The 26,097-nt window shown below is 30.2% G+C and carries 18 protein-coding genes and 1 tRNA gene; 11 read left to right on the plus strand and 8 right to left on the minus strand.

Annotation, left to right across the window (positions count from 1 at the left end; translation table 11 throughout):
- Positions 1-6: 6 nt before the first annotated feature.
- The 3 genes from ACZ451_RS16080 to ACZ451_RS16090 all read right to left on the minus strand — a co-directional run bounded on the left by ACZ451_RS16080 (position 7) and on the right by ACZ451_RS16090 (position 6,293).
- Positions 7-4,605, minus strand: a complete 4,599-nt coding sequence (locus tag ACZ451_RS16080) for an amino acid adenylation domain-containing protein (protein WP_464214241.1) — start codon at positions 4,603-4,605, stop codon at positions 7-9.
- Between the two features lie 30 nt (positions 4,606-4,635).
- On the minus strand, positions 4,636-5,892 hold the full coding sequence (locus ACZ451_RS16085) for a HupE/UreJ family protein (protein WP_464214243.1): 1,257 nt from the start codon (positions 5,890-5,892) through the stop codon (positions 4,636-4,638).
- A 158-nt stretch (positions 5,893-6,050) separates the two neighbouring features.
- On the minus strand, positions 6,051-6,293 hold the full coding sequence (locus ACZ451_RS16090) for a hypothetical protein (RefSeq protein ID WP_464214245.1): 243 nt from the start codon (positions 6,291-6,293) through the stop codon (positions 6,051-6,053).
- Between the two features lie 627 nt (positions 6,294-6,920).
- Between ACZ451_RS16090 and ACZ451_RS16095 the strand changes: the two genes are divergently transcribed.
- The 3 genes from ACZ451_RS16095 to ACZ451_RS16105 are packed head-to-tail and all read left to right on the plus strand — an operon-like array spanning position 6,921 to position 9,884.
- Complete coding sequence (locus tag ACZ451_RS16095; RefSeq protein WP_464214247.1) at positions 6,921-8,072, plus strand: acyl-CoA dehydrogenase family protein; 1,152 nt, start codon at positions 6,921-6,923, stop codon at positions 8,070-8,072.
- Positions 8,073-8,078: 6 nt separating this feature from the next.
- Positions 8,079-9,641, plus strand: coding sequence for an amino acid adenylation domain-containing protein (locus ACZ451_RS16100; protein WP_464214249.1), 1,563 nt, complete (start codon positions 8,079-8,081; stop codon positions 9,639-9,641).
- 6 nt (positions 9,642-9,647) lie between these two features.
- Complete coding sequence (locus tag ACZ451_RS16105; protein ID WP_464214251.1) at positions 9,648-9,884, plus strand: acyl carrier protein; 237 nt, start codon at positions 9,648-9,650, stop codon at positions 9,882-9,884.
- A gap of 79 nt (positions 9,885-9,963) precedes the next feature.
- Here ACZ451_RS16105 and ACZ451_RS16110 read toward each other — a convergent pair whose 3' ends face one another.
- The gene (locus ACZ451_RS16110) at positions 9,964-10,191 is read right to left on the minus strand and encodes a hypothetical protein (protein WP_464214253.1); all 228 of its coding nucleotides are present in this window, start codon (positions 10,189-10,191) and stop codon (positions 9,964-9,966) included.
- Positions 10,192-10,376: 185 nt separating this feature from the next.
- On the opposite strand from ACZ451_RS16110, the gene ACZ451_RS16115 reads away from it, so the two are divergent.
- Positions 10,377-11,900 carry a M28 family peptidase gene (locus ACZ451_RS16115; protein WP_464214255.1) on the plus strand — a complete coding sequence of 508 codons (1,524 nt, stop codon included), beginning with the start codon at positions 10,377-10,379 and terminating at the stop codon, positions 11,898-11,900.
- Between the two features lie 81 nt (positions 11,901-11,981).
- Here ACZ451_RS16115 and ACZ451_RS16120 read toward each other — a convergent pair.
- The 3 genes from ACZ451_RS16120 to ACZ451_RS16130 all read right to left on the minus strand — a co-directional run bounded on the left by ACZ451_RS16120 (position 11,982) and on the right by ACZ451_RS16130 (position 14,132).
- Positions 11,982-12,057: transfer RNA gene (locus ACZ451_RS16120), tRNA-His, on the minus strand.
- A 146-nt stretch (positions 12,058-12,203) separates the two neighbouring features.
- Positions 12,204-12,923, minus strand: a complete 720-nt coding sequence (gene bshB1, locus ACZ451_RS16125) for a bacillithiol biosynthesis deacetylase BshB1 (RefSeq protein WP_464214256.1) — start codon at positions 12,921-12,923, stop codon at positions 12,204-12,206.
- Between the two features lie 36 nt (positions 12,924-12,959).
- Positions 12,960-14,132: a trans-sulfuration enzyme family protein gene (locus ACZ451_RS16130; RefSeq protein ID WP_464214258.1), complete on the minus strand. Its 1,173-nt coding sequence runs from the start codon at positions 14,130-14,132 to the stop codon at positions 12,960-12,962.
- A 332-nt stretch (positions 14,133-14,464) separates the two neighbouring features.
- On the opposite strand from ACZ451_RS16130, the gene ACZ451_RS16135 reads away from it, so the two are divergent.
- Entirely contained in the window at positions 14,465-16,489 is a 2,025-nt protein-coding gene (locus ACZ451_RS16135; protein ID WP_464214260.1) for a tetratricopeptide repeat-containing sensor histidine kinase, read from the plus strand.
- Positions 16,490-16,610: 121 nt separating this feature from the next.
- On the opposite strand, the gene ACZ451_RS16140 is transcribed toward ACZ451_RS16135, so the two are convergent.
- The gene (locus ACZ451_RS16140) at positions 16,611-19,769 is read right to left on the minus strand and encodes a cytochrome c biogenesis protein (RefSeq protein ID WP_464214262.1); all 3,159 of its coding nucleotides are present in this window, start codon (positions 19,767-19,769) and stop codon (positions 16,611-16,613) included.
- A gap of 218 nt (positions 19,770-19,987) precedes the next feature.
- Here ACZ451_RS16140 and ACZ451_RS16145 point away from each other — a divergent pair, with 218 nt between their 5' ends.
- The 6 genes from ACZ451_RS16145 (at position 19,988) to ACZ451_RS16170 (ending at position 26,011) form a co-directional block, all read left to right on the plus strand.
- Entirely contained in the window at positions 19,988-20,767 is a 780-nt protein-coding gene (locus ACZ451_RS16145) for a Rossmann-like and DUF2520 domain-containing protein (protein WP_464214264.1), read from the plus strand.
- On the plus strand, positions 20,751-21,278 hold the full coding sequence (locus ACZ451_RS16150) for a KdsC family phosphatase (protein WP_464214266.1): 528 nt from the start codon (positions 20,751-20,753) through the stop codon (positions 21,276-21,278). Before ACZ451_RS16145 ends, ACZ451_RS16150 begins: the two co-directional genes overlap by 17 nt.
- 5 nt (positions 21,279-21,283) lie before the next feature.
- Positions 21,284-21,871, plus strand: coding sequence for a Maf family nucleotide pyrophosphatase (locus tag ACZ451_RS16155; RefSeq protein ID WP_464214268.1), 588 nt, complete (start codon positions 21,284-21,286; stop codon positions 21,869-21,871).
- Positions 21,872-21,906: 35 nt separating this feature from the next.
- Positions 21,907-22,857 carry a septum formation inhibitor Maf gene (locus tag ACZ451_RS16160; RefSeq protein WP_464214270.1) on the plus strand — a complete coding sequence of 317 codons (951 nt, stop codon included), beginning with the start codon at positions 21,907-21,909 and terminating at the stop codon, positions 22,855-22,857.
- 1 nt (position 22,858) lies between these two features.
- Positions 22,859-23,407, plus strand: coding sequence for a mechanosensitive ion channel domain-containing protein (locus ACZ451_RS16165; RefSeq protein WP_464214272.1), 549 nt, complete (start codon positions 22,859-22,861; stop codon positions 23,405-23,407).
- A 78-nt stretch (positions 23,408-23,485) separates the two neighbouring features.
- The gene (locus ACZ451_RS16170) at positions 23,486-26,011 is read left to right on the plus strand and encodes a PIG-L family deacetylase (RefSeq protein WP_464214274.1); all 2,526 of its coding nucleotides are present in this window, start codon (positions 23,486-23,488) and stop codon (positions 26,009-26,011) included.
- The last annotated feature ends 86 nt before the right edge of the window (positions 26,012-26,097 follow it).

The raw sequence follows: 26,097 nt of genomic DNA on the forward strand, positions 1-26,097 counted from the left end.
GCAATTTTAAAGATTAGAAAGTAAATTATCTAAATCATCTTGATTTAGATCTACATCTGGAAAATCGGAAGGTGTATATGTACTTTCCTCTGCATTTCTACAATGCTTTAATATCTCACTAATCCTTAAATCAAATTCTTTAATTAATAGCTCTACAGTCTGTTTTTTTAGAACATCCTTACCATAACCCCATCTAATATGTATTTGTTCATCTTCTATATATGCATTAATATCTAAAGCTGAATACCTTTCACTATTTGTATGATATACACTATCCATTAACGGGGTGACAATTAAATTATTATCGTTTTGTTTGTCTTGTTTTCCTAAATAATTAAAAACTACGCTGGGCTCATTATCATGTACTAAATCTTTTTTCAAATATTTTAGAACTCCATAACCAATACCTGACCTTGGTATTTGTCTTATTTGTTCTTTTATTTCTATGATTTTACCTCCTATCTCTTCAGCTTCTCTTTTAAAGCTTATAGGAAAAAAAGAGGTGAACCAACCTACCGTATTAGAGAAATCAAAATTAGTTCCTACAGTTTCCCTTCCATGTCGTTCTAAACTTATTGAAATATCATTTGTATTAGAGACAAAACACAATGCATCAACTAAAGCAGTTACTAATAGTTCGTCTATTTTGGTATTATACGTCTCGTTTGCCCATTTAGATAAACCTTCCGTTATCTCTTCATTCAATATACTATGAATAACATCTACAGCACCTTCTACAATAGGAAAATTCCCATTACCTTCTATAGGTAGTGTAACAATATGTTCTGTTTGTTTTCTCCAAAAATCAAACTCTTTTGGTTCTAATTCAATATTTTGTAAATACGATACCCAATCTTTAATTGAACTTGTTTTTAAAGAGGCATCTACTGTAGAAGCATCTTTTTCTAGTGCTTTTATGAATGGATTTAATAGTATTTGCCAAGAAACAACATCTATAACTAAATGGTGTGCTATGAAAATACATATATCGCCTATTTCAGGATTTGTTTTTATATATATTGTTTGAAATAAATTACCATTTTCTAATACACATTTTTCTTGTAAATTATCTACAAACAAAGCAACATCAGCTTCTAAGTCATTAGAATTAGTGAGGTCTAGGTATGTAAATGCATTGATAGCTTCAATTGGTAAAACTATGGCTTTCCATGCCTTATCCTTTTTCAAAAAACTTAATCGTAAAGCATCATGTTCTGCTATGGTATTATTTACCAAATTTTTAATAACATCAGCTTTATCTTGATCAATATTACTAATTCGCATTCCCTGATTCCAATGATGTGGTACATTTTTATGTGTACTAAAAAACCATTCTTGGATAGGACTTAAAGGAATTTCTCCGAGAAGAATTTCTTGTTGACCTTTAGGACTAATTTCATCAGTAACAAAAAGTGACAGTTCTCCAATAGTCTGATGATCAAATAATTGATTGGGTGAAAGTGCTATTCCTAATTTGCGAGCTTTTGCGATTATTTGAATACTCAAAATAGAATCTCCCCCTATTTCAAAAAAATTATCACTAGTTGTTATCGGGCAGTATTCTAACACTTCTTCCCAAATTTGTATCAATTGATTTTCAATTAAAGAATTTGTTTTTTCTTCAATTGCTTCAATACTATTTTCTGATTTCACCTTCTTTCTTAAACTTGGTAATATGTTTTTGTCAATTTTACCATTAGGCAAAAGAGGAATTTTGTCTAAAAGAACAAAACTAGAAGGGATCATATAATCTGGCAATTCTTTCCTAATTTGTTTTTTTAAGGTCTCTAAATCATATTCAGTATTAGGTTCTATATAAGCCACCAAGTTTTTTACAGCTGGCTTGTTAGAATTTCTAACAATTTCTTCTATAATTACTACAGCATCATTTACCAAGCTGTTATTTTGAATAACTTTTTCTATTTCATCTATTTCTATTCGAAATCCTCTTATCTTAATTTGATTATCTACACGCCCTAAAAATGCTAAAGTACCATCAAAATTATATTTAGCAAGATCCCCTGTTTTATATACTCTTCTAATACGATCATCAATTAAAATACTTTTAAAAACAGACTCGGTAACCTCTGGTCTATTTATATACCCTTGGCTTAGCCCTTCTCCTTCTATATACAGATCTCCTATATCTCCAAAAGCAACTGGTAAAAGTTCTTCATTTAGCAAATGAACCCTTGCTCCTGCAACTGGCTTACCAATTGGTACAGATTTAGCTATCGTGTCTTCTTTAGTGATTTGATGTGCTATACACCATACAGTAGCCTCCGTTGGTCCATATTCATTGTACAATTTTACATTAGGAAGTATATCATAATGAGCTGTACAAAGCTTACTAGAACAAGCCTCCCCAGCAACTATAACTGTATGTAAAGAAGTTAAATTTTCAGTTTTAGCATTAGATAAAATAGCGTTATACAACGATGGTAACATCAGCGTATGACTAATTTTATGCACTGTAAAAATATTTTCTAAACGTTGAAGATCTTGCTCTACCCTTTTCTCTGATACAACTAAATTTCCACCACTACACAAGGTCCAAAATAATCCTGCTTTGGAACTATCAAAAGCTATAGATGATAATAGTAAAAATGCTGTGGGTTGTTGCTCATAAAAATCGAATCTACCTAAAGTAGAAGTCATAATATTTTTATGCGTTATGGGCACTCCTTTGGGTTTTCCTGTACTACCTGAAGTATAAATAACATATGCAAATTGCTCGTTTTTTACAATAGGAAGTGGTATATCTGATACAAATTCTGAGCTATGCTCTATAAATAGTATTTCGCTATCAGAATTTTCCAATAAAGAGGTATGCTCTTTTTCTGTTAAAATATAATTTACACTGGCATCAGTAATCATATACTGAATACGTTTTTGCGGGTAATCTGGATCTATTGGGAGGTAAGCACATCCTGCTTTTAATATCCCTAATAAACCCACTATCATTTCTATTGATCTATTTAAGCATAAACCAACTATTTGATTTTCTCCATTTGTTTTATGGAGTATTTGTTGCGCAATTAATACTGCTTTTTTATTTAACTCGGCATATGTTATAGATTCATTATTATATGTAATCGCTACCTTGTTAGAATTCTTTGTAGCAACTTCTTCTATTATACTATGTATACCAGAATATGTTTCAACAAGCTTTATTAAGTTTTGATCAGCTATAGTATTATTGTCTTGATTTATTTCTTCTTCTATAGAAATTTTTGCAATTTCTACATCTTGAGCCTTTATTACTGAAGCCAATACATGTTTTAATTGACTTTGTATTTTTCCTATTGTATTTTCTTCAAATAAATCTGATGCATACTCAATCGTTGGAGATATAATACCATCTTCTTCAGCCACATACAGTGTTAAATCAAATTTTGCCACACCCATTTCTGATGGAGCGTGTTCTATTGTTAAATCATCTCCAAAAAATGGTTTATCAGGAACTTTATGATAAATAAACATTACCTGAAAAAGGGGATTTAAATTCAGTGTTCGCTTAGGTTTTAGCGTTTTTACTAATAAGTCAAAAGGAACTTCTTTATGAGCAAACGCATCTAAAGTGGTTTTACATACTTCTGTAACCAATTCAGAAAAAGTCATTTCAGGCAATACCTCGGTTCTTAATACTATAGTGTCATTGAAAAAACCAATTAATTCTTCTAAATCTTTATGATTCCTATTTGCTATTGGAGAACCTACACATATATCCTTTTGTTTACCATACTTGTGCAATAAAATATAGTAAACAGTTAAAAATATAATATATGGCGTAGCCTCTAACTTCTTAGCTAATGCTAAAACATCCTGAGAAAAGTCATAAGAGTAGCGCTGCGTATTTAATGCTCCTTTGAACGAAGGATTTATAGGTCTATTATGATCTAATGGTAAATTTAAAATAGGAATTTCACCGCTCAATTTACCTTTCCAATAAGCCAATTGTTTATCTAGTACGCTAGATTTTCTTTGATAATAAGCATAATCAAAATACTGGATTTTTGGTCGCAAGGATACTATAGGTAAATTATTTAAAAGTTTATTATAGTGTGATGCGATTTGATTTCTAAAAACCATCATAGACCATTTATCGGTTATAATATGGTTTAAAGTCACAAAAAAATAATACTCTGAATTAGAACGTTTTACCAATGTAAATTTTAATAAAGGTCCCGTTTCTAAAGAAAATTTGGTCTTAGCGTCATTTAGTGATAAAGCAGCTAACTCCTCTTCAATATTTTGATCAGAAAAATTGCTGAAATCATAAAATTCTACACTAGGTTTAAAGTCTACTCCTACTTTTTGAATTGCTTCTCCATTATTTTCTACATATATGGATCTTAAAATATCATGGTCTAAAACAACTTGTTGTACCGCCTTTTCTAAATACTCCTTATTTAAATTTCCTTTTAATATGTATACTTCTGCATAATTATAAAAAGGGTTGTCTGGATACAATTTTTGTAAAAACCATAATTGTTGTTGCCCATGAGAAAGTGGAATAAGTTCTCCTTTTGGTGCATCTGTTAAATGAACAGAAGTACTTTTCGCTTTCTTTTTATTTTTCCACTGACTTAATATAGATGCCATTTTCTTTTAACCTTAAGAATTCTTCTTAATTTATTTTAAACCTAAGTAAACAGATAATTCGTATAATTTCCATACAATGTATTCTTGTACTCCCAAATTAATATCAAATACTCTTTCTACGATCCAATAAAGCGATATTATGATTAAAAAAATTGATCCATAGAATAATAATTTTGGATATATTCTAGTCCTTCTTAAAAAGAATAGTATTGGGAATATTCCTGCAATTATTAAAAACTGACCTATTTCTACCCCTATATTAAATCCTAATAAGGATAGTGTTAAATATTCGCTTGTTAAGCCTAAATCACTAAGAACACTTGCAAATCCAAATCCATGAAAAAGACCAAATATAAAAGCTATGAGCCAATCTTTACTTTTAAAAATAGGTTTAATATTATGAAATGCGGCTAGCCCTATAGAGAGTGCAATAATAGATTCTACAATTCTTGAGGGTAAGCTAACAAGCTCTAAAGAGGCTAATGTTAAAGTAATAGTATGTGCTATTGTAAAAAAAGTAACAATTTTTACAATATAAATAAATGCAGGTTTAAATTTTAAAACGGGTTCCCATCCAAAAAAGTTAAATGAAGTTGGTATGGTTTCTACCGCTGTACTTCCTTCATTATCTCTTTTTCTGCGAACAACAGACGGTAAAATTAATGCCACTAAAAATAAAATGTGGTCTAAGCCTATCCATATATGCCATATCCCTTGCTTTATCATTGCTACGAAGCCTTTCCAAGCAGAAGATTCATTTAAAGGAAGTGTGTCTTTGGTGTCATCGGGAGTAAAATATAAGGAAATAACAGATTCATTATTAACAACTCCTGCCTTCCAATTATGTTCAACAACTAAAAATCCTCTATGTCTATCATCAACTTCAAAAACTCCATTATAAAAAACATCAAGCTCATCTGGCAAACTATCTAGATTACTTAAATGAAAGTTAAACTGCATATAATTACCATAACCAACAGGTAAAACATCTAAATCATCAAAAAGAACTTTATGTTCTCCAAGACTGGAATTAAAATTACTATGCTCTAAAAGATAAGCTCTTATTCTTTCTACATGAGGTTTAATATCTTCTACAGTTGCATTCTTAGGTAAATTAAGATTAAATACTTTGTTAATGTCGTTCACGTTAAGCTCAAAACGTCCATCAATCCCAGAAGTTTCATATATTTTTAAAAATATATAACTCCCACTAACACTATGCGCTGATACAGCTATTGAAAAGAGTAATGATAGTGTAAAGAATAACTTAAATAATATTTTTTTCATTTCGTTTTTTTTGTGGTTTTTGATTATTTAGAAAATATATGTTTTATTAAACTCTAAAAGTGTGGTATTGTTACTATATTCATATCTAGTTAAGAAAAACACTTTTCTGAAGCATTAAGTGTATTTTAAATAATTACAGCGGTAGTATGTTCAGAAGATTAAATATTTATATTTAAAAATATATGAGAAGTTTTAACTATTAATGTATTTGTACTATTCCCTTCTGCATCACTTTTAACAAAATTGCTATTTACCATATATTTTAGATAAGACGTCAAAGAATTTAACAAATTACTATTAGCCTCCAATAAATGTTTCTCTGAATCAAAATCAATCATCGAATCAAAATCAATCATCCAGCCATTAAGAACATTTGGAATTATTTTTAAAAATCTATTCATTCGTATATTACTTTTATTATGCTTCTTAAGTAGCATAAAAATTGAATCGTTTATAAGTTTACTTTATTAATTTTAAGAAGCCAAAACTTATTTTTTTGATTTCTTCTTAATACCATTCTTTTTTTGAAGCAAATGTATTATTCAACTATTGATATTGCATTAAAAACATTTGTAAAAGTGAATTTTCACCCTTGAAAAGGAATACAAATTTTTAGTTTTTAAGCTAATCAAAATTAAACAAAAATATTTTTTTACTAGGTAAAAACAGCGTAAAAACAAATAGTTATTGAATACTTCATGTTAATTTTAACAAAAACGTTTAACTTATACGCTTACATAATAAAACAAACATAAAAACTAAAAACAAAACTAATTGAATGCTTTATTCATAAGGGTTATTAGCAATTCACTTACTTTTTTTAAGGTCAAAAAAAATCACTTTTAAAGCTAATAATTCATGCTTATCTATATTTTTAGCAACAAAATACTTTGTACGAAATATATTTACAGCGAAATACCGTATATCCTAGAATTTTGCTTTTAAGCTAAAAAATAAAACTAAATGAAAGTTTAATTCTAATTATACACTAAATAAATAATGCAATATCAATTTAAAAACATATTATTTTGAATTTTTCCTGGACTGAAGAACAACTAGCATATAAAAATAAAGTTATTGAGTTTGCAAAAAAAGAACTTAACTCTTCTTTTGTTGAACAAGATAAAAATTGTGCTTTCTCCAGAGAGGACTGGCAAAAATGTGCTGATTTTGGAATCCAAGGTTTATCAGTTCCAAAAGAATATAATAAATACAATAGCGATGTAGATATTTTAGGTGCAACTCTGGCTATGGAAGGTTTGGGCTATGCCTATAAGGACAACGGATTACCTTTTGCTTTAAATGCTCAAATGTGGACTGTTCAGATGCCAATAGCGCATTTTGGTACGGATGCTCAAAAAAAAGAGTATTTGACGTCACTAGCCTCTGGGAAATGGATTGGTTCTCATGCATTAACTGAACCAAACGCAGGGTCCGATGTTTTTAGTATGCAAACTATTGCAAAAAAAGTTGAGGGTGGATACATTTTAAATGGTAGTAAATGCCTTATAACGCTAGCACCTGTGGCTGATGTAGTATTAGTATTTGCGAATATTAATCCAAAATTAGGAAAATGGGGGGTTACTGCTTTTCTTGTTAAAACAGGAACTAAAGGTTTTACCATTAGTGAAAACAAAGAAAAAATGGGATTACGAACAGTCCCTATTGGAGATTTAACATTTAAAGATTGTTTTATTCCTGAAGAAAATAGATTGGGAAAAGAAGGTGCCGGTTGGAGCATTACTAATCATTCTTTAGAATATGACAGATGTAGTATTCTTGCGAGCCAATTAGGAGCTATGGAAAGGCAACTAGAAATCTCTATTGATTTTGTTAAAAACAGGAAGCAATTTAAACAAGCTATCGGCGAATTTCAATCTGTATCTAATAGAATAGCAAATATGAAACTAAGATTAGAAACTTCTAGGCTATTATTATACAAGGTAGCCTGGTTAAAAAGTCAAGGTAAACAGGCTATGTTAGAAGCCGCACTCTTAAAATTGCAATTAAGTGAAAGTTTTATAGATTCTAGTTTAGATGCAATACGCAATCATGGTGGTAGTGGCTATTTATCTCATAACGAAATAGAACGTAACCTTAGAGATGCCGTTGGTGGTGTTATTTATGCCGGAACCTCTGATATACAGCGAAATATTATTTGTAAATTTCTTGGCCTTTAAATTAAAATGATTCACACTTTATCACATACTATAGAAAAAGGAGCCAAAAAATTTCCTTTTAAAGATGCGTTTCGGTTTTTAAATCAATCTATTAATTACACAGATTTAGATACTAAAGCGAACCAGTTAGCACTGCATTTAGTAAATTCTGGAATAAAAAAAGGAGATCGGGTTGGCATATATATGAATCGTTGTTTAGAAACAACAATTGCTGTTTATGGAATTTTAAAAGCTGGTGGGGTTTATGTACCACTAGATTCATTTGCTCCAACAGAACGCATTGCTTTTTTAATAGAAGATTGCGGAATAAAACATATTATAAGCACAAAAAATCAATCTAAAAAAATAATAAAATTAACTACAAAAGGAGTTAATTTAGATTCCGTAATAGGTGTTTCTGAGTTAGATGCCATTTCATCTTTTTCTTGGGATTTTATATTTTCTATTTCATTAGAAAAATATGTTCCTGTAACTGTTTTAGAACAAGATTTAGCATACATATTATACACTTCTGGAAGTACTGGAACCCCAAAGGGAATAATGCATACACATTATAGTGCATTAAGCTATGCCAAGTTATCTGCCGATTTATATGAACTACATGAAAAAGATATTTTAGGCAATCATGCACCGTTACATTTTGATGTTTCTACTTTCGGTTATTTTGCAGGACCATTAGTTTCTGCTACCACAGTTATCGTTTCTGATGCTCACACCAAAATGCCCGCCAGTTTAGCAGAATTAATTGAAAAAGAAAAAATTTCTGTTTGGTATTCTGTTCCCCTCGCTTTAATTCAGATTTTATTGAATGGATCTATAGAAAAAAAGGATATGAGTCATTTACGATGGGTTCTTTTTGCAGGAGAAGTATTTCCTACCAAACACTTAAAAGCATTAATGAAAATATGGCCTCAAAAAAAATACAGCAATATATATGGTCCAACAGAAGTAAATCAATGCACTTATTATAATTTAAATACACCTCCCATTTCAGATGAACCCATACCTATAGGACATGTTTGGAAAAATACAGAATATAAAATTTTAGATACTGAGGATAATGAAGTTTCTTATGGAGAAACAGGTCTTTTAGTAATTAGATCAGCAACCATGATGAAAGGTTATTGGAACAATAAAGCGCTTACCACTAAATCATTATACAAAGAAACTATAGTTCCTGGTGTAGAAAATGTTTATTATAGAACTGGAGATCTTGTAAAATATAATGAAAAAGGAGAGTTATTATTTTTAGGACGAATTGATAACCAAGTAAAAATAAGAGGGTTTAGAATTGAAAAAGATGAGATAGAAAATACATTATTAAAAAATAATGAAATAAAAGAAGCTGCTGTGATCGTTATAGAAGATGAAAATGAAAAGAAATTAGTTGCATCAGTAATATTATCCAAAAAATCTAGTTTAGACATTAAAGATATTACCTCTTTTTGTAAAAAACATTTACCAGTCTATGCCATTCCTGCTGTTATTAAGATACAACAAGAATTCCCAAGAACCAGTTCTGGAAAAATAGATCGAAAACAAATAGAAAAAGAATTTATAAAATTATAATACATAATGAATAATACTATAATCAATTATATAACAAAAGAGCTCTCTAATGATGATTTAGAAGATGAATTAGATATCCATGATGACCTATTAGGCAGTGGTTTAATTGATTCTTTGGGAATGATGAAATTAGTACTTTTCCTAGAAACTGAATTTAATATTCAAGTCCCACCAGAAGATATGACTATTGAAAATTTCATGACTGTAAATCACATCAGTGAATATTTAATGCAAAAGAAATAAGCGCATTTTTTAATATATAAATAACAAAACCCCTTAAGATATCTTAAGGGGTTTTGTTATTTATATTGAGGGGTCTTTTTTAAAAAGAATCATCAGGTCTACCATTGAGGCGTTTATCTATTTTCTTTTTTTTCTCAGTCAAGCGTTTCATTTCGTCCATTAAAGCTGGATCTTTACTCTCTTTATAAATTTCATTAATTGCTAAAATAAGTCGTTTTGCCTCTCTAGAAGCTTCTACCCTATCACTTGTAGACATATTACTCATTTTGGCATTTAAAAAAGCAGTTGCTTCTTCTAAAATATCCATATTATTTTTATTTGTTTTTCTAAAAAATTAAATCTAAAGAAACAAAATTAAATAAACAACTTAAATCTCCTAATTATATAAACACAAATATTTTTAGCAACCATATAATTCTTGTAAAATGAGTAAAGAAATTAAGTTTTCGCTATTTTTGATTACACAAAATTTAATAAGTATACTCCCTAAAAATGAAAAAGTTAATCACCCTATTAGTCCTAGCACAAATAACCTCATGCAATTCTTCAAAAAAATCAGTTTTATATGCAACATCTATTAAGGACATTGAACTAAAAGAACATTTATATATATATGCATCAGATGAATTTGAAGGGAGAGAAACTGGACAACCTGGTCAAAAAAAAGCTGTAGCCTATATTGCAGATCAATATAAAAAAATTGGAATTCCAGCAGCTCAAACCAATGGTGATTATTTTCAAAAAGTTCCTTTAGAAGTAAGTAAGCTACCTAAAGGTCTTATTAAAATTAATAATCAATCATATTATAATGGAGGAGAAATTCTTACTTTTTCTACTGCCGAAGGTAACTTTAATGAAATTGTTTACGTAGGTTTTGGAATTGAAGAAGATAATTATTCAGATTATAAAAATATTAATGTTGAAGGGAAGATCGTTTTAGTGAAATCTGGAGAACCTAAAAATTCTGATGGGAGTTATGTGATTTCTGGGACAAAGACACCATCTGTTTGGAGTAATATGTCTGAGTCTGTTGGTAAAAGAATGGATTTAGCAAAAAGTAAAGGCGCTAAAGGCATTTTTTATTTTGATCCTAATAATTTTTCTCGCTTTAAAGCTAGGTATGATTTTATGAAGGCAAATAACAGTGGGCGAATGCGTTTAAAAACTAAAACCAATCAAGTTTTTTATAGCTTTTTTATTAATGAAGATTTAGCAACTACAATTTTACCGCAAATTGCTACAGAAGATACTCCCAAAATCCTTAAAACAAACCTCCAATTAGAAATAGAAAGTTCTAATGAAATAGTAGAATCAGAAAATGTAGCTGCAATTTTAAGAGGTTCAGAAAAACCGAACGAATATTTAATAATTTCTTCTCATTTAGACCATATTGGAATAACTAAAAATGGAGAAATAAATAATGGCGCCGATGATGATGGTTCTGGTACGGTTTCTCTTATAGAAATTGCTGAAGCATTTAAAAAAGCAGCAGATGATGGTTACAGACCTAAGAGATCAATTGTGTTTTTACATGTAACAGGTGAAGAGAAAGGCTTGCTAGGCTCACAATATTATTCTGATATTGATCCAATTTTTCCATTAAAACAGACTGTAGCAAACCTAAATATAGACATGATAGGAAGAATTGATCCTAAAAGAAGTGGAGATAGAAATTATATATACCTTATAGGCTCAGATAAATTAAGTACAGAACTCCATAATTTATCAGAAAAAGTAAATGAAAAATATATGAATATAGAATTAGATTATACCTATAATGACAAAAATGACCCTAATCGATTCTATTATAGAAGTGATCATTATAATTTTGCAAAAAATAACATTCCAATTATTTTTTATTTTAATGGCACACATGACGATTATCATAGGCCAACTGATACCCCTGATAAAATTAATTACGACCTTTTAGAAAATAGAAGTAGACTTGTTTTCCATACTGCCTGGGAAATTGCAAATCGCAAAGAAAGATTAGTTGTTGATAAGGCAGGTGAATAATTAATCTAAAATTAGAAGTGTTTAAGAATTCCAATAAAAAAAACCTATCTTAAATTATTAAGATAGGTTTTTGAATAAAAAGGGTGGAAGACCGGGTTCGAACCGGCGACTTCTGGTACCACAAACCAGCGCTCTAACCAGCTGAGCTACAACCACCATTTGTAAGCGGCTGCAAAGTTACTTTTTTAAGTTTTATCTTCAAAATAAAATAATATTTAATTTAAATATTATTTATAATGATCTAAACTACATTAGTTTAACTAAATATACTTTATTACAAATACCAACGAAAAAATAATGTTATTAAATAAGATTACTTAACGTATCTACCGCTAAATATCTTTCTACAGTAAAGCCCTCTGCATGCTCCACTCCTACTAACCTCCCCATATCTGAAGCTCTAAAAAGTATACTATCTATAAAATTCTTGTTACTTATGGGAGTTTCTGGTTCATTAGAACCTGACTGAAAAAATTGAGATTTATAGGCCAATACAGCCTCTACTTTTTTGTCCATAAACCCAGAAACATCTACAACAAAATCTGGTTCTATATTTTGCCATTGTATGTAATGATACACTGCTTTAGGTCGCCATTGCTTTTGTAGTCTATCATTATCTGATTTCGTTTCAATTTTAACCAATCCACTTAAAAAACAAGCATCAGAAACCAAACTACTGCCTTTTCCATGATCTATATGTCTATCTCTAATGGCATTACAAAGTACTATATCGGGCTGATACTTACGAATTATTTTTATAATTTCTAACTGATGGGCTTTATCATTAATAAAAAAACCATCTGCAAAATTTAAATTTTCTCTAACACTAACGCCTAGTATCGCTGCTGCTTTTGTTCTTTCAGCATCTCTGATTGTTGCAGAGCCTCTAGTTCCTAATTCTCCTCTGGTTAAATCAATAATTCCAACTTTTTTACCCTTAGCAATTTCTTTAGCAATTGTGGCTCCTGCTCCTAACTCCTGATCATCTGGATGCGCTCCAAATACTAATATGTCTAATTTCATTACTTTGTGTATCGTTAACTTATCTTTTAATTCGTTTTATGTCGTTAGTGTTGCTACTTTCCTTACGCTTTGTATAGCTTGCTCTATATCATTTATTAAATCTTCTATTTCTTCTATTCCAAGAGAAAAACGAATTAGCCCGTCTTCTATCCCCTGATTTTTCCTTTCTTCTGGACTCAATAGCGAGTGAGAAGTTTTAGTTGGCGATAATATAGTACTCTCTACTCCTGCTAAACTCATCACGGATTTAATTAATTTTAATTCTTTTTGAAAAATTGCAGCATCCACTTCTGAAATTAATTCAAAAGACAACATCCCTCCAAATCCGTTCATTTGGTTTTTTGCTAATTCATGATCTGGATGACTCGGTAAACCAGGGTAATATACTTTTTTAATGGCTGAATGTTTTTCTAAATATTCTGCCATCTTTTGTGCATTATTGTTCTGAGCTTTTACACGTATTCCCATTGTTTTTATACTACGTTCCAACAACCAAACCGTATAATCACTTAAACTGCCTCCAAAATTTTTAGCCAATTGAAAAATGTGTTCCATATTTTCTGTAGAAGAAGCTACTGCACCTGCACAAATATCAGAATGCCCCCCCATATACTTTGTGGCACTATGTATTACAATATCTATCCCAAAATCTATAGGGTTTTGGTTTACTGGGCTAGCAAAGGTATTATCAATCATAGAAACAAGATTATGCTTTTTAGTAACTTTAGCTATAGCAGTCAAATCTGTTATGGTTAATAATGGATTTGAAGGCGTTTCTATATAAATAACTTTGGTATTTGCTTTAATTTCTGTTTCAAAATCATCAGCACTTAAACCTTGGGTAAAGGAATAAGAAATTCCAAATTTTTTAAATTCTTCTGTTACTAAATTATAGGTTCCACCATATAATGTTTTTTGTAATACGATATGATCTCCAGCTTTTAAAAAAGCCATTAATGCAGTACTTACTGCTGCCATACCACTACCAAATATCATAGCAGCTTCTGCATGTTCTAAAGCAGCTATTTTTTTAGAAAGAGCAACTTGATTAGGGGTATTAAAATATCTTGGATAACGCTTTACATCAATATCATCAAAAGCATATGCCGTACTCATGTAAAGTGGCGAAACCGCACCTTTAAATTCCTTGTCTTCTAATTCTCCAGTATGGGTGCAAATAGTATTTAATCCTATTTTATCTTTTTTCATATTTAAATGATTTTTTACAAAATTAGAATTAAAAATAAACAAATAGAATAGCTATTGCTATGAAATAAAATTATAATAATGAAATTAGGCTATAGAACAAGCCAAAACAACTAAAGAAAAGTCCATATTTTGATTTCATAAATAGTCTATGCTTTTACTTTAAAAACATCAATTCTTAAACATTTAACACCTTTAAAAGCATATTCACAACAAAAATTATGTTCAAAAGCTATTTAAATTTATATTCCCCTAAATTTATGAACTAAATGTTAAAATTTAAAAAGTTGTTTTTTATTAATAACATTAAGAAGAGTTTTTTATTTGTTTTTTTGATGCTTGGACAATTTTATGTTGGACAAGCACAGGATAATAGTATTTTAGATAGCCTAAAAACTGAATTACACAAATATAAAAATACTATAGATTTTTCTTCTAAAAATGAAGATTATATTGATTTATTGATAGCAATCTCAGAAGCATATAAGTTTGTGGAAACTGATAGTTTAAAATTCTATTCAGAAAAGTTATTAAATTACAGTAAAGATGTAAATGATAAAATTGGAGAATCTAATGGTTTATTAGGAATAGGGACATACTACGCCAGAAAAAAGGATCATAAAAAAGCGCTTGAACTATTTACACAAGCAAAAAGTATTGCGGAAGAATCTGGAGATATATCACAGCAATACAGGATATTAACTGAGATTGCTTTCATCAATGTAGATATTGGAAATAATGCAACAGCATTAGAAATGTATTTAAAAGGTGTTGAATTAGCCAAAAAACATAAAGATTCTATATCACTTATTATTATTACCAAAGAAAATATTGCATCGCTTTATAATAGTCAACGTCAATACAAGCAAGGTTTAGAAATTTTTAACGAAATAGAAGAACTTTATGAATTGTATAAAGATCAAATTGATATTGATATAGCTGTTACAAAAGCTAATATAGCGTATACTAATTTAGTAGTAAAAGATTATGATAGAGCTTTTGAAAATATTAATTATGCTATAAAACATATCGATAGAGTTAATAGTATAGATTGGCTTGCATATGCTTACCGTATTAAAGGCCTTATTTACTTAGACCAAAACAAACCAAAACTAGCCTTGCACTGGTTTAATGAATGCGAGTTAATACATAAAAATCTAGATGATACAAAAGAAGAATCTAATCTTTATAATAATATAGCTAAGGCACATCTTCTATTAGACAATCATAATAAAGCTTTACGATACGCGAAAAATGCAATGGAGAAAACTGCTGGTATAGAAGCTAAGAGAGACACTTACGAATTATATTACAAAATATTTAAAGAAAAAAACGTAATCGATTCTGCTTTAGAATATCATATTATTTTTAAAAAATTATCTGATTCTATTTCTAGAAAAGAAAATTTAAATGGATTAGAAATTTTAAAAGCTAAAACGCATTATGAAAAAGAAAAAAAAGAAGCACAACTTGTCAATCAGAAAAAACTGGCTAAACAGAGAAACTACATCTATATAGCTTTAGGTGTATTATTAATTTTAAGTTTAATTACCTATTCTGCTAAACAACAATCTAAAAAAAGAAAAGAATTAGTACACAAGTTAAAAATAAAAACTAAAATTTTAGAAAAAAGAGAACAGAAACTTAATGACCTTAATGAAACTAAAGATCGTATTTTCTCTATTATTGGGCACGACTTAAGGAATCCTTTAGCTGGTTTACAAGGTTTACTATCGCTTGTGAAAAACAAAGAAATAAGTCCGTCTGATTTTTTAGATTTAGCCCCTAGACTAAAAGGAGATGTTGATGCAATTTTATTTACACTTAATAATTTACTTTCTTGGGGAAAATCGCAAATAGATGAAGATATTATTAAAAAATCATATGTAGATATTAATAAATTAACGACACAAAATATGGCTTTACTAGCTGAAGTTGCTAAAAGTAAAGGAATAAAAGTGAATTCTGATGTTGCTCACGGAACTAGAGTATGGGCAGATAGAAACCAAATTGATGTAGTAATTAGGAATTTACTTAGTAATGCCATAAAATTCACTAATAAAAATGGTAAAATAGTTATTAATGCCATAGAAAGCGATTATTATTGGGAAATAATTATTAAAGATAATGGCTTAGGCATTAGCCAAGATACTCTAAGCACTATTTTTAATAAAAATAAAAAAGTTATTAGCCGTTATGGAACAGCAAACGAAAAAGGTACAGGTTTAGGCTTACCCTTGTGTAAAGAAATGATTGATAAAAATCAAGGAGAAATTTGGGTAGAAAGTACTTTAAATATGGGGAGTTCTTTCCATTTTAAACTCCAAAAAAATGAAAATTTATCTCATAAAACTGCTTAATTAATATTGGTTAGCTATCAATACTTTAAATATATTCATTTTTCTTATTCTATTTTTTATTCAAATACAAGCCTTAGTTTTTTGGATTGAAACTATAAATTAAATTACCTAATCTTTAAATTTATTTTTTAGCATAATTTACTTGATATCTCCATAAACTAATCCCTCCAAATATTAAAACACCTTCAACTATATACCAAACATAATCTGGTGTTATAGCAGCCGAACCACTCTGTCCATAGCTATGTAAACCAACCAAGTAATAGTTAACACCTAAATACGTCATCATAATACTACCGAAAGCGGCAATACTCATAAAATTAAATAACCATTTGCTACGCATTCCTGGTACTAAACGCATATGGATTACAAAGGCATATACCATAATAGAAATTAAAGCCCAAGTTTCTTTAGGGTCCCAACCCCAGTATCTACCCCAACTTTCGTTAGCCCATTGCCCTCCTAAAAAGTTACCAATAGTTAACATTACTAAACCAATGGTAAGAGAAATTTCATTAATAATGGTTAACTCTTTTAAATTGATTTCTATTCTCTTTTTATTTTTAGATGTAGTACATATGATTAAGATTAAACTCATTATCCCTATTATAGCTCCAATAGTTAAAGGGGCGTAACTCCCAACAATTACAGCAACGTGAATCATAAGCCAATAACTATCTAAAACTGGCTGTAAGTTTGCAATAGAAGGATCTACCCAATTCCAATTTGCAATCATTAAAAACATAGAAGCACCAATAGTTGCAGCAGATAATGTAATTTTACTTTTCCTCCCCAAAGCCAAACCTATTGCCATAACACCCCATGAAAGGTATACAATACTTTCATAAGCATCACTCCAAGGGGCATGACCAGATATATACCAACGTAAAATGAGACCTGCAGTATGCCATAAAAATAAAATAATAATAGTTCCTCTAAAAAAATAAGAAGCCACTCGCCAAATAGATCTGTCTTTTAAAATTTGGAAAATCAGTACAAAAAAGAGCAATAAGCCTATTAAAAAGTATATTTGCCAAATCCAATTAAAAATATTTAAATTATTATAAATAATTTCTATTTCTATTTTCTCATCGGAAGGCAAAACTTCACTACCATGATTTTTCTGATTTTTCTTAAAAGCTTTGAGGAATTCATCCGCTTCAGTATAATCTTTTTTAGCTATTGCCTCTTTTAATTTTATTCCATAATAAGTTAGTGAGTTTTTAATAAAGCTTGCATAAGATGAATCTCTTACTTGGTACTGCCCTCCTCTATATTCTAAAGTAGAAATCCATTTGTTATTTTCATCATCAAGAAGTGGAAAAATTTTAATAGCCCCTCCTTGTAAAGCTTGATCTAATAAAACAAGACGTACATTTAAATCTTTATAATCTTGTTGAAACTTATTAGGATTATTTGTAGCTGTAGCATCTCTTAAAAATGGTTCTAACTTATAGCCTTTATCATCAAAAAGATCTATAGCTTTAACATAAAGTTGCCCTTTTGGAATTCCTATTACATTACGTAAACTATCATTCTTTCCTTTTTTATCAACAGCAACAAATGGCATATTATACCACAAACCAGGGTTGATGATCATAGATAAAAATACCTGATCTGATGTTAAACCCTTGTATTTATCCTTTAAGCTAATTTTACGCAGAAGCTGAGAAGAATAGGTGTTAATAGGCTTCATAAGCCCTTCATCTTGTATTACTAATTCACCAAAACTTTCTGCGTGTTCTAGAGATACTATAGTTGTCTTTAAGATAGAATCTATTTGTGCTTCACTTGGTTGTGAACGAAGACTGGTTTGAGCATTTGATGTAAAAATTAACCCAAAAAACAGGACAATACTTAGCGTGGCTTTTTTCTTGTTTATTTTATTAAGTGATGCCGCTAAATCTTTAAATCTAGTCTTACCAAAGAGCATAATACCCATAAGGCCTATGTAGAGTAAAAAATAACCTATATAAGTAATCCAAGTACCCCAAAAATCATGATTTACAGATAAGGTAGTTCCTTTTTCATCAGGATCAAATTGTGCCTGAAAAAAACGGTAACCTCTATGATCTAAGACATTATTCATAAAAATATCATAATCAAATGGTTTTTCATCTTTCACAGTTACTTTACTCATAAAAGATTTGTAGGCATTTAAGGTACCTGGGTGTTTTTCGGCTATAAAATCATTCACTTTTATCTCAAAAGGTAATTCATATACCTTAGAAGCATAAGTAAATGAAAACTCTAAACCTGCCACAGTAACTTTTTTAGATGGTTCATAAGAGCCCATTCCTCCAAGTATTTTCAATTCTTTTTTTTCTCCATTGCTGGCTATTTCAACAATAATAGCATTAGGAGTTGCCTCATTGACTTCAACTTTAGGAGCTTTAACAATATCATAAGAGCCTTTAGTAATTGAATCTGGTATTACAAATTGCATCCCAGCAGTATTGTATAAAGATCTTAATTGTAACTTTTGCAAACTATCTTTATAAACCTGGCCTCTAAATTGGTCAGCCATTCGCATAAAGTCTCCTTCAAAAGGAGTTTTTATCTGATAGACACTATCTGTAGTGAAAATATTTATAGCCCCTTCTGTAGGGTTATTTAATGCAAATAAAACATTATGAAAACTGTCAACTTTACCATTTTCTAAATAATGGTCATGTCTTTCTCCATCGCTAGCCTCTACAATTTTCAAATATGCTGTACCATTTTCATTGGGTACAAATCCCTTTTTTACACCTTTTATAAAACCAACATAAGAAATATTAAATTCTTGTCCGTTAAAATCATTTTCTAAAGGTAGTTTAGATTTTTGCGCTTCCGGCGTGGCAATTATTGGAATTTCAATAGGAGTTTTACGCATTTTTTCTCCTTTGATGTCACCATCAATATATGCCGTTAAATAAGTTTTATCAGAAAAAAAGACTTTTTCTGTATTCCCCTCACGTATAGGCATTAAACCCTCATAGCTAATATAACGTGTCACAAAAGCACCTACAATAATTAATATCCAAGATGCATGTAGCAATAAAACAGGCCACTTTTCCCATCGTAATAAACGATATCTAAAAATATTCCCCACAAAATTAATTACAAAAAAGACCATGATCGCTTCAAACCATGTTGCATTATAAATCCAAATACGAGCTGTGTCAGTGCTATACCAAGTTTCAAAGAAAGTGCCAAAGGCCATTGCTGTAGCAAAAACAATAAATAGAACGGACATTAATCGAGTAGAAAAAAAGAACTTTTTAAGCAGTGCTGTCATGAAGAATAGACCTTTAGTTTTCAGTATGCAAAATTACGCTCTTTTTATGATTTTGAAGAAGATTCTAGCGTAGAAAACGTAAAACAGAATTGTTAATATTATCTAAACAAATAATTAATTGTGCAAAAGTCTTTCAATCAAAATAATTTAAATGATCGAGCAATACATCTTTCCTATTCACAATAAATTTTAATGAGCTATAAACTAGCTATCAAAATATGTATTTTTACAGTATGATTTCTATTGTGATTATAGGTACTGGTAATGTTGCAAAACATTTTTTTAATGCTTTTAAAAAAGCAAAAAATATAAAAATAGTGCAAGTTGTTGGTAGAAACGATACCGCACTTCAGTATTTCAAAAGCTACACTGAAACAAGTACCGATTTTAATAACATTGCTACTGCAGATATTAGTATAATTGCTGTAAGTGATAATGCCATATCAACAGTTTCACAATTTATTCGTGTTAAAAAAGGTTTGATTGCGCATACATCTGGTAGTGTAGGTATATCAGATTTAAATACCAACGTAAGGAAAGGTGTTTTTTACCCATTACAAACCTTTACTGAAGGAAAAAAAGTAAATTTTAAAACCATACCTATTTGCATTGAAGCGGAAAATGAAAAAGATCTAGAATTATTAGAAAAACTTGGTTTAGAAATTTCTGACCATATTTATAAAATTTCTTCAGAACAACGGAAACCGTTACATCTTGCTGCTGTATTTGTCAATAATTTTACAAATCATCTCTATCAAATTGGAGAAACTATTTGCCAGGAAAACAATTTACCCTTCACTATTTTAAAACCGCTTATTTTAGAGACGGCAAAAAAAATTGAAGATCTTTCTCCTAATGCTGCACAGACTGGACCAGCAAGAAGAAACGACACCAATACTTTAGAAAAACATTTAAAGCAGTTAAAACATAAAAAACATAAAGAAATATATACTTTGCTAACACAATCAATTAAAGAGAAATATGGAGAAAAGTTATAAAGAATACCTCACTAATATAAACACTTTTATTTTTGATGTTGACGGTGTATTTACAGATGGCTCATTACTCATTACAGATACAGGTGATATGCTTCGTAAAATGAATGTGAAAGATGGATATGCTTTAAAAACAGCGCTTACCAAAGGATATCATGTCTGCATTATCTCTGGAGGAACAAATGAAGGTGTCCGGGAACGTTTGGCAAATTTAGGAGTAACAGATATTTATTTAGGGGCGCATCAAAAACTTAAACCCATTAAAGAATACTTAAATAAGTATCAACTTAAACCCGAAAATACACTATATATGGGTGATGATATTCCTGATATTCCAGCAATGGAAATAGTAGGTCTACCAACTTGCCCACAAGACGCTGTTCCAGAAGTTAAAGCAGTATCAAAATACATTTCGCATAAAAATGGTGGCTCTGGTTGTGTTAGAGATGTTATTGAGCAGGTATTAAAAGTTAGAGGAGATTGGTATGGGAATTTTGATGCTAAAAATGCCTAAGTTTTATGTGGGATAAAAAATTGAAAAAATTCAATATTATATTAGCTTCGGGTTCTCCTAGGAGAAAGCAATTTTTTGAAGATTTAGCTTTAAACGTTAGCATTTCTGTAAAGACTATAGAAGAAGTATATCCCAGTGAATTACAAGCTTCTGAAATTTCTGACTATCTAGCGGAATTAAAAGCAAGTCAGTTTGTAAATACTTTAAACACAAACGACATTGTTATTACTTCGGATACTGTTGTTTGGCATCAACAAAAATCATTAGAAAAACCTGTAAATGAACAAGAAGCTTATCAAATGATAAAAACATTATCCAATGATTGGCATGATGTAATTACTTCGGTATGTTTTACCACCAAAACCAGTCAAATAACGCTAAATAATACTACCAAAGTAAAATTTAAAGCATTAACAGACGATGAAATTTGGTTTTACATTCACAATTACAAACCTTTTGATAAAGCTGGAGCTTATGGCATTCAGGAATGGATAGGCCTAATAGGAATTACTGAAATAAAAGGTTCTTATGCAAATGTGGTTGGACTACCAACACATTTAGTATACAAAACGTTAATAGCTATGGCTAACTAGTTCTTTTTAAATATTTTTGTATAAAATTTCGATGTATGAAAACTTCCAAACTTCACTTTATTATCCTTACACTTACTTTTTCGATATGCTTTATATCTTGTAAAGAAAATGTTTCTAGTAGTAAAGAAGCAATTGCATTACATACTGAAAAAAATATTGAAACTAAAAAAGAAAAGAAAGCCATATCCGAAGAGTTTAAAAAATATTGGTATGCTGGAGAGGCAGAAATTAGCTCTTATACATTAGAACAAGCGCGTTATGGTGAAATGCGAGAAGGAACTGGTGTTTTAGTCTATGTTACAGAACCTTTTGTTGCAGACAAACAAGTAAAAGCAGATAGAAATAATCCTAGCAATATTCCCGTTTTAAAGTTAAATAGTACCAAAAAATATCTCACAGGCATTTACCCCTACTCTATAATGACGAGTGCTTTTTATCCTGTTCACGATAATCAACACGCTTTAAAAATTTCTTTTTCTGCTCAAGAATGGTGCGGACATGTATATGCGCAATTAAATAACAAAGAACAGTTTCAAATAGAATCAAGGTCTTATTTTGAAAGTGAAGGTGATGAGAGTTTTACTCTAGAAAAAAATATTTTGGAAAATGAAATTTGGCAAAAAATAAGAATAAACCCAAATGATTTACCTGTTGGTAATTTAAAAATAGTCCCTTCTTTTGAATTTGCGCGATTAAAACATAAAGAAGTAAAAGCATATGATGCAAAAGCCACTATACTGGTAAACAAAGATGCTACAAAAACTTATACTATTGAGTACCCAAAGTTAAACCGCTCACTTGCTATTACTTTTTTAGCTGATTTTCCGTATACTATAGAAAGTTGGTCAGAGTCATTTGTAGATGGCTATGGTGTAAATGCAAAAACATTAACTTCTACAGGGAAAAAAATAAAAACAATAAAATCGCCCTATTGGGGTAAAAATCATAATAGCGATTTGTATTTACGCGATTCTTTAGGTTTATAATATGAATGCTTTTTTAGAAATGTATTCATCGGAATTTATTAGTTCTGCAATTGCACTAGTAATTACACTAGTCTTAAATTTTATTACCAGAAAAGCAATCCGCAGAATTGGTAAGCTTAAAAAGTTTTTAATTACAAGAACTAACCTTATCATAAGGTATATTACTATTTTATGTATTCTTCTGATATTGGTAGCTTTTGCTATTATTTGGGAGATAGAAATTAAAGATTTAACTGTTTTACTTTCTTCCGCCTTTGCCGTTTTAGGTATTGCTTTATTTGCGCAATGGTCCATTTTAAGTAATGTTACTGCAGGTATAGTACTCTTTTTCTCTTTCCCTTTTAAAATTGGAGATAAAATAAAAGTGATGGATAAAGATATTCTTGACAATGATGAGGAGTTTTTAATTGAAGACATTAAAGCTTTCCATGTACACCTTAGAAATAACAAAAAGGAGTTAATAACCTATCCTAATAGTTTAATGTTACAAAAAGCAGTTACTTTAATAGATAAATACGAAGACATTATTGAGCAACAGGGAGAGAATTAGCATGTTAAAGAAACTTTAAAAATGGTCTGCTCGCTCTATAATCTTTCTATATTTGGGCTCCAACTTAAATCATAACATATGCGCCTTATTAAGGTTTTATCAGTAGCACTTATACTGAATTCAAATTTTATTTTTTCTCAAGCTCCAAAAAAAAGTACTTCTGCTGAAATATATCATTCCTTAGAAAAGTTAAATTTTTTAGGAAAAGCCTTATATATTGCAGCTCATCCAGACGATGAAAACACAAGACTCATTTCTTATTTATCGAATGAGGTAAAAGCAAAAACAGCTTATTTATCATTAACAAGAGGTGATGGTGGTCAGAATTTAATAGGTTCCGAATTAAGAGAATTATTGGGCGTTTTACGTACGCAAGAACTCTTAGCAGCACGTCGTGTAGATGGCGGACAGCAGTTTTTTACTAGAGCTAATGATTTTGGATTTTCCAAACACCCAAAAGAAACTCTAAAAATTTGGAACAAAGAGGCGGTTTTAAGTGATGTGGTTTGGGTAATACGCAATTTTAAACCAGATGTAATTATTAACAGGTTTAACCATAGAACACCGGGGACAACACATGGACACCATACATCATCGGCCATGCTAAGCGTAGAAGCTTTTGATTTAGTAAATGATGCTAAAGCCTACCCAGAGCAATTATCAAAAACGGAATTATGGCAGCCTAAGCGTCTGTTTTTTAATACATCTTGGTGGTTTTATGGTAGCAGAGAAAACTTTGAGAAAGCAGATAAAACAAATCTTTTAAATGTAGATATAGGAGTCTTCTACCCTACTCTAGGCGTTTCTAATAACGAAATTGCATCATTAGCAAGTAGCCAGCATTTATGTCAAGGTTTTGGAAGATTAAGTACAAGAGGTAGCCAAACAGAATATGTTGAGTTATTAAAAGGGGATTTGCCTAAAAATAAAAATAATCTTTTTGAAGGTATCGACACGAGTTGGTCTAGAATTAAAGGTGGTAAAGCTATAGGTGACATTTTATATCGTGTAGAAGAAAACTTTAATTTTAAAAAACCTGAAGTACATCTTCCTGATTTAGTAAAAGCATATGCTTTATTACAAAATGTTGATGATAAGCATTGGAAAACTTTAAAGTCACAAGAACTCTTAAATATTATTACTGCTGTTTCTGGTTTATATATAGAAGCTTCATCAAAAACAGCATCTACAAACCCAGGAGAAAATATAAAAATTGGTATTGAAGTTCTTAACAGAAGTTCAGCTGTAATTACCTTAAAATCTATTACTATTACAGATCAAATTCAGAAAAACATCAAACTAAAACAAAATGAGGATTTTAAATTTGATGTTGATATAAATGTTGCTAAAAACACGAAGCATACTAGCCCGTATTGGTTAAATGAAAAAGGAACTTTAGGCACTTATAAGGTTACCAACCAAGAACTAATAGGCAATCCAGAAACGCCAAGAGCTTTCAATGCACATTTTATTTTAGATTTTGATGGACAGGAAATTACAATTAATAAACCTGTGGTATACCGTTACTCTAAACCAGATAAAGGAGAACTATATCAACCCTTTGAAGTACTCCCAGAAGCTACAGCTAGTTTTAAAGACAAGGTCATTATATTCGCTGATGGAAAACCAAAACAGGTGCCTATCACTATAAAAGCACATAAGGACAATACTAAAGGAGAAGTTCAATTCTGTTATGATAAACAATGGAAAGTAGATGCAGATACAAAACCATTTGAGATTGCAAAAAAAGGTGATGAGCAAACTATACTATTTACCTTAACACCTCCAGAGAAAGAAAATGAAAGTTATATTTCTCCGATACTAAAAATTAATGGGAAAGAAATTACCAAAGAGTTAATTACTATTGCTTATGATCATATACCAGAGCAATCGGTTTTATTACCTTCAGAAACTAAAGTAGTACGATTAAATATTAAGAAAAAAGGGCAATATATTGGATATCTTGTTGGTGCTGGTGATGCTGTTCCAGAAAGTTTAGAACAAATAGGATATACCGTAAATACTATTGATGTTAACACCATATCTGAAGGCTCATTAAAAGCATTTGATGCCATAGTAGTTGGTATTAGAGCTTATAATGTGGTCAAAGAACTGAAATTTAAACAACGTTTTTTATTAAACTATGTAAAAGAAGGTGGTAATTTAATTGTGCAGTACAATACTGCTGGCAGATGGGCCAGGCAATTTGAAAATATTGCGCCATATGATTTAACCCTTTCTAGAGACAGGGTCACAGATGAAAACTCTGAAGTAAATATCATTGCAAAAAAACATCCGTTAGTAAATTATCCCAATAAAATTACTACAAAAGATTTTGATGGCTGGGTACAGGAAAGAGGTTTGTATTTCCCTTCCGCATGGTCTAAAGAATTTACTCCTATACTAGCTATGAAAGACGAAGGAGAGACTTTAAAAAACGGGAGTTTGTTAGTAGCCCCATATGGAAAAGGAAATTACATCTATACAGGCATTAGTTTCTTTAGGGAGTTACCTGTTGGAGTTCCTGGTGCTTATAAATTATTTGCAAATATGTTGTCTCTAGAGAAAAGAGAGACTGGTACTACAAATCAAATAAAAAAATAAGTATGAAAGTCTCTTGGAAAAAAGGATATAGTATAGTACTTATACTGAATCTTATTTACCTTATTGTTTTCTATTTTATAATGACA

The organism is Allocellulophaga tsushimaensis, assembly GCF_055383085.1.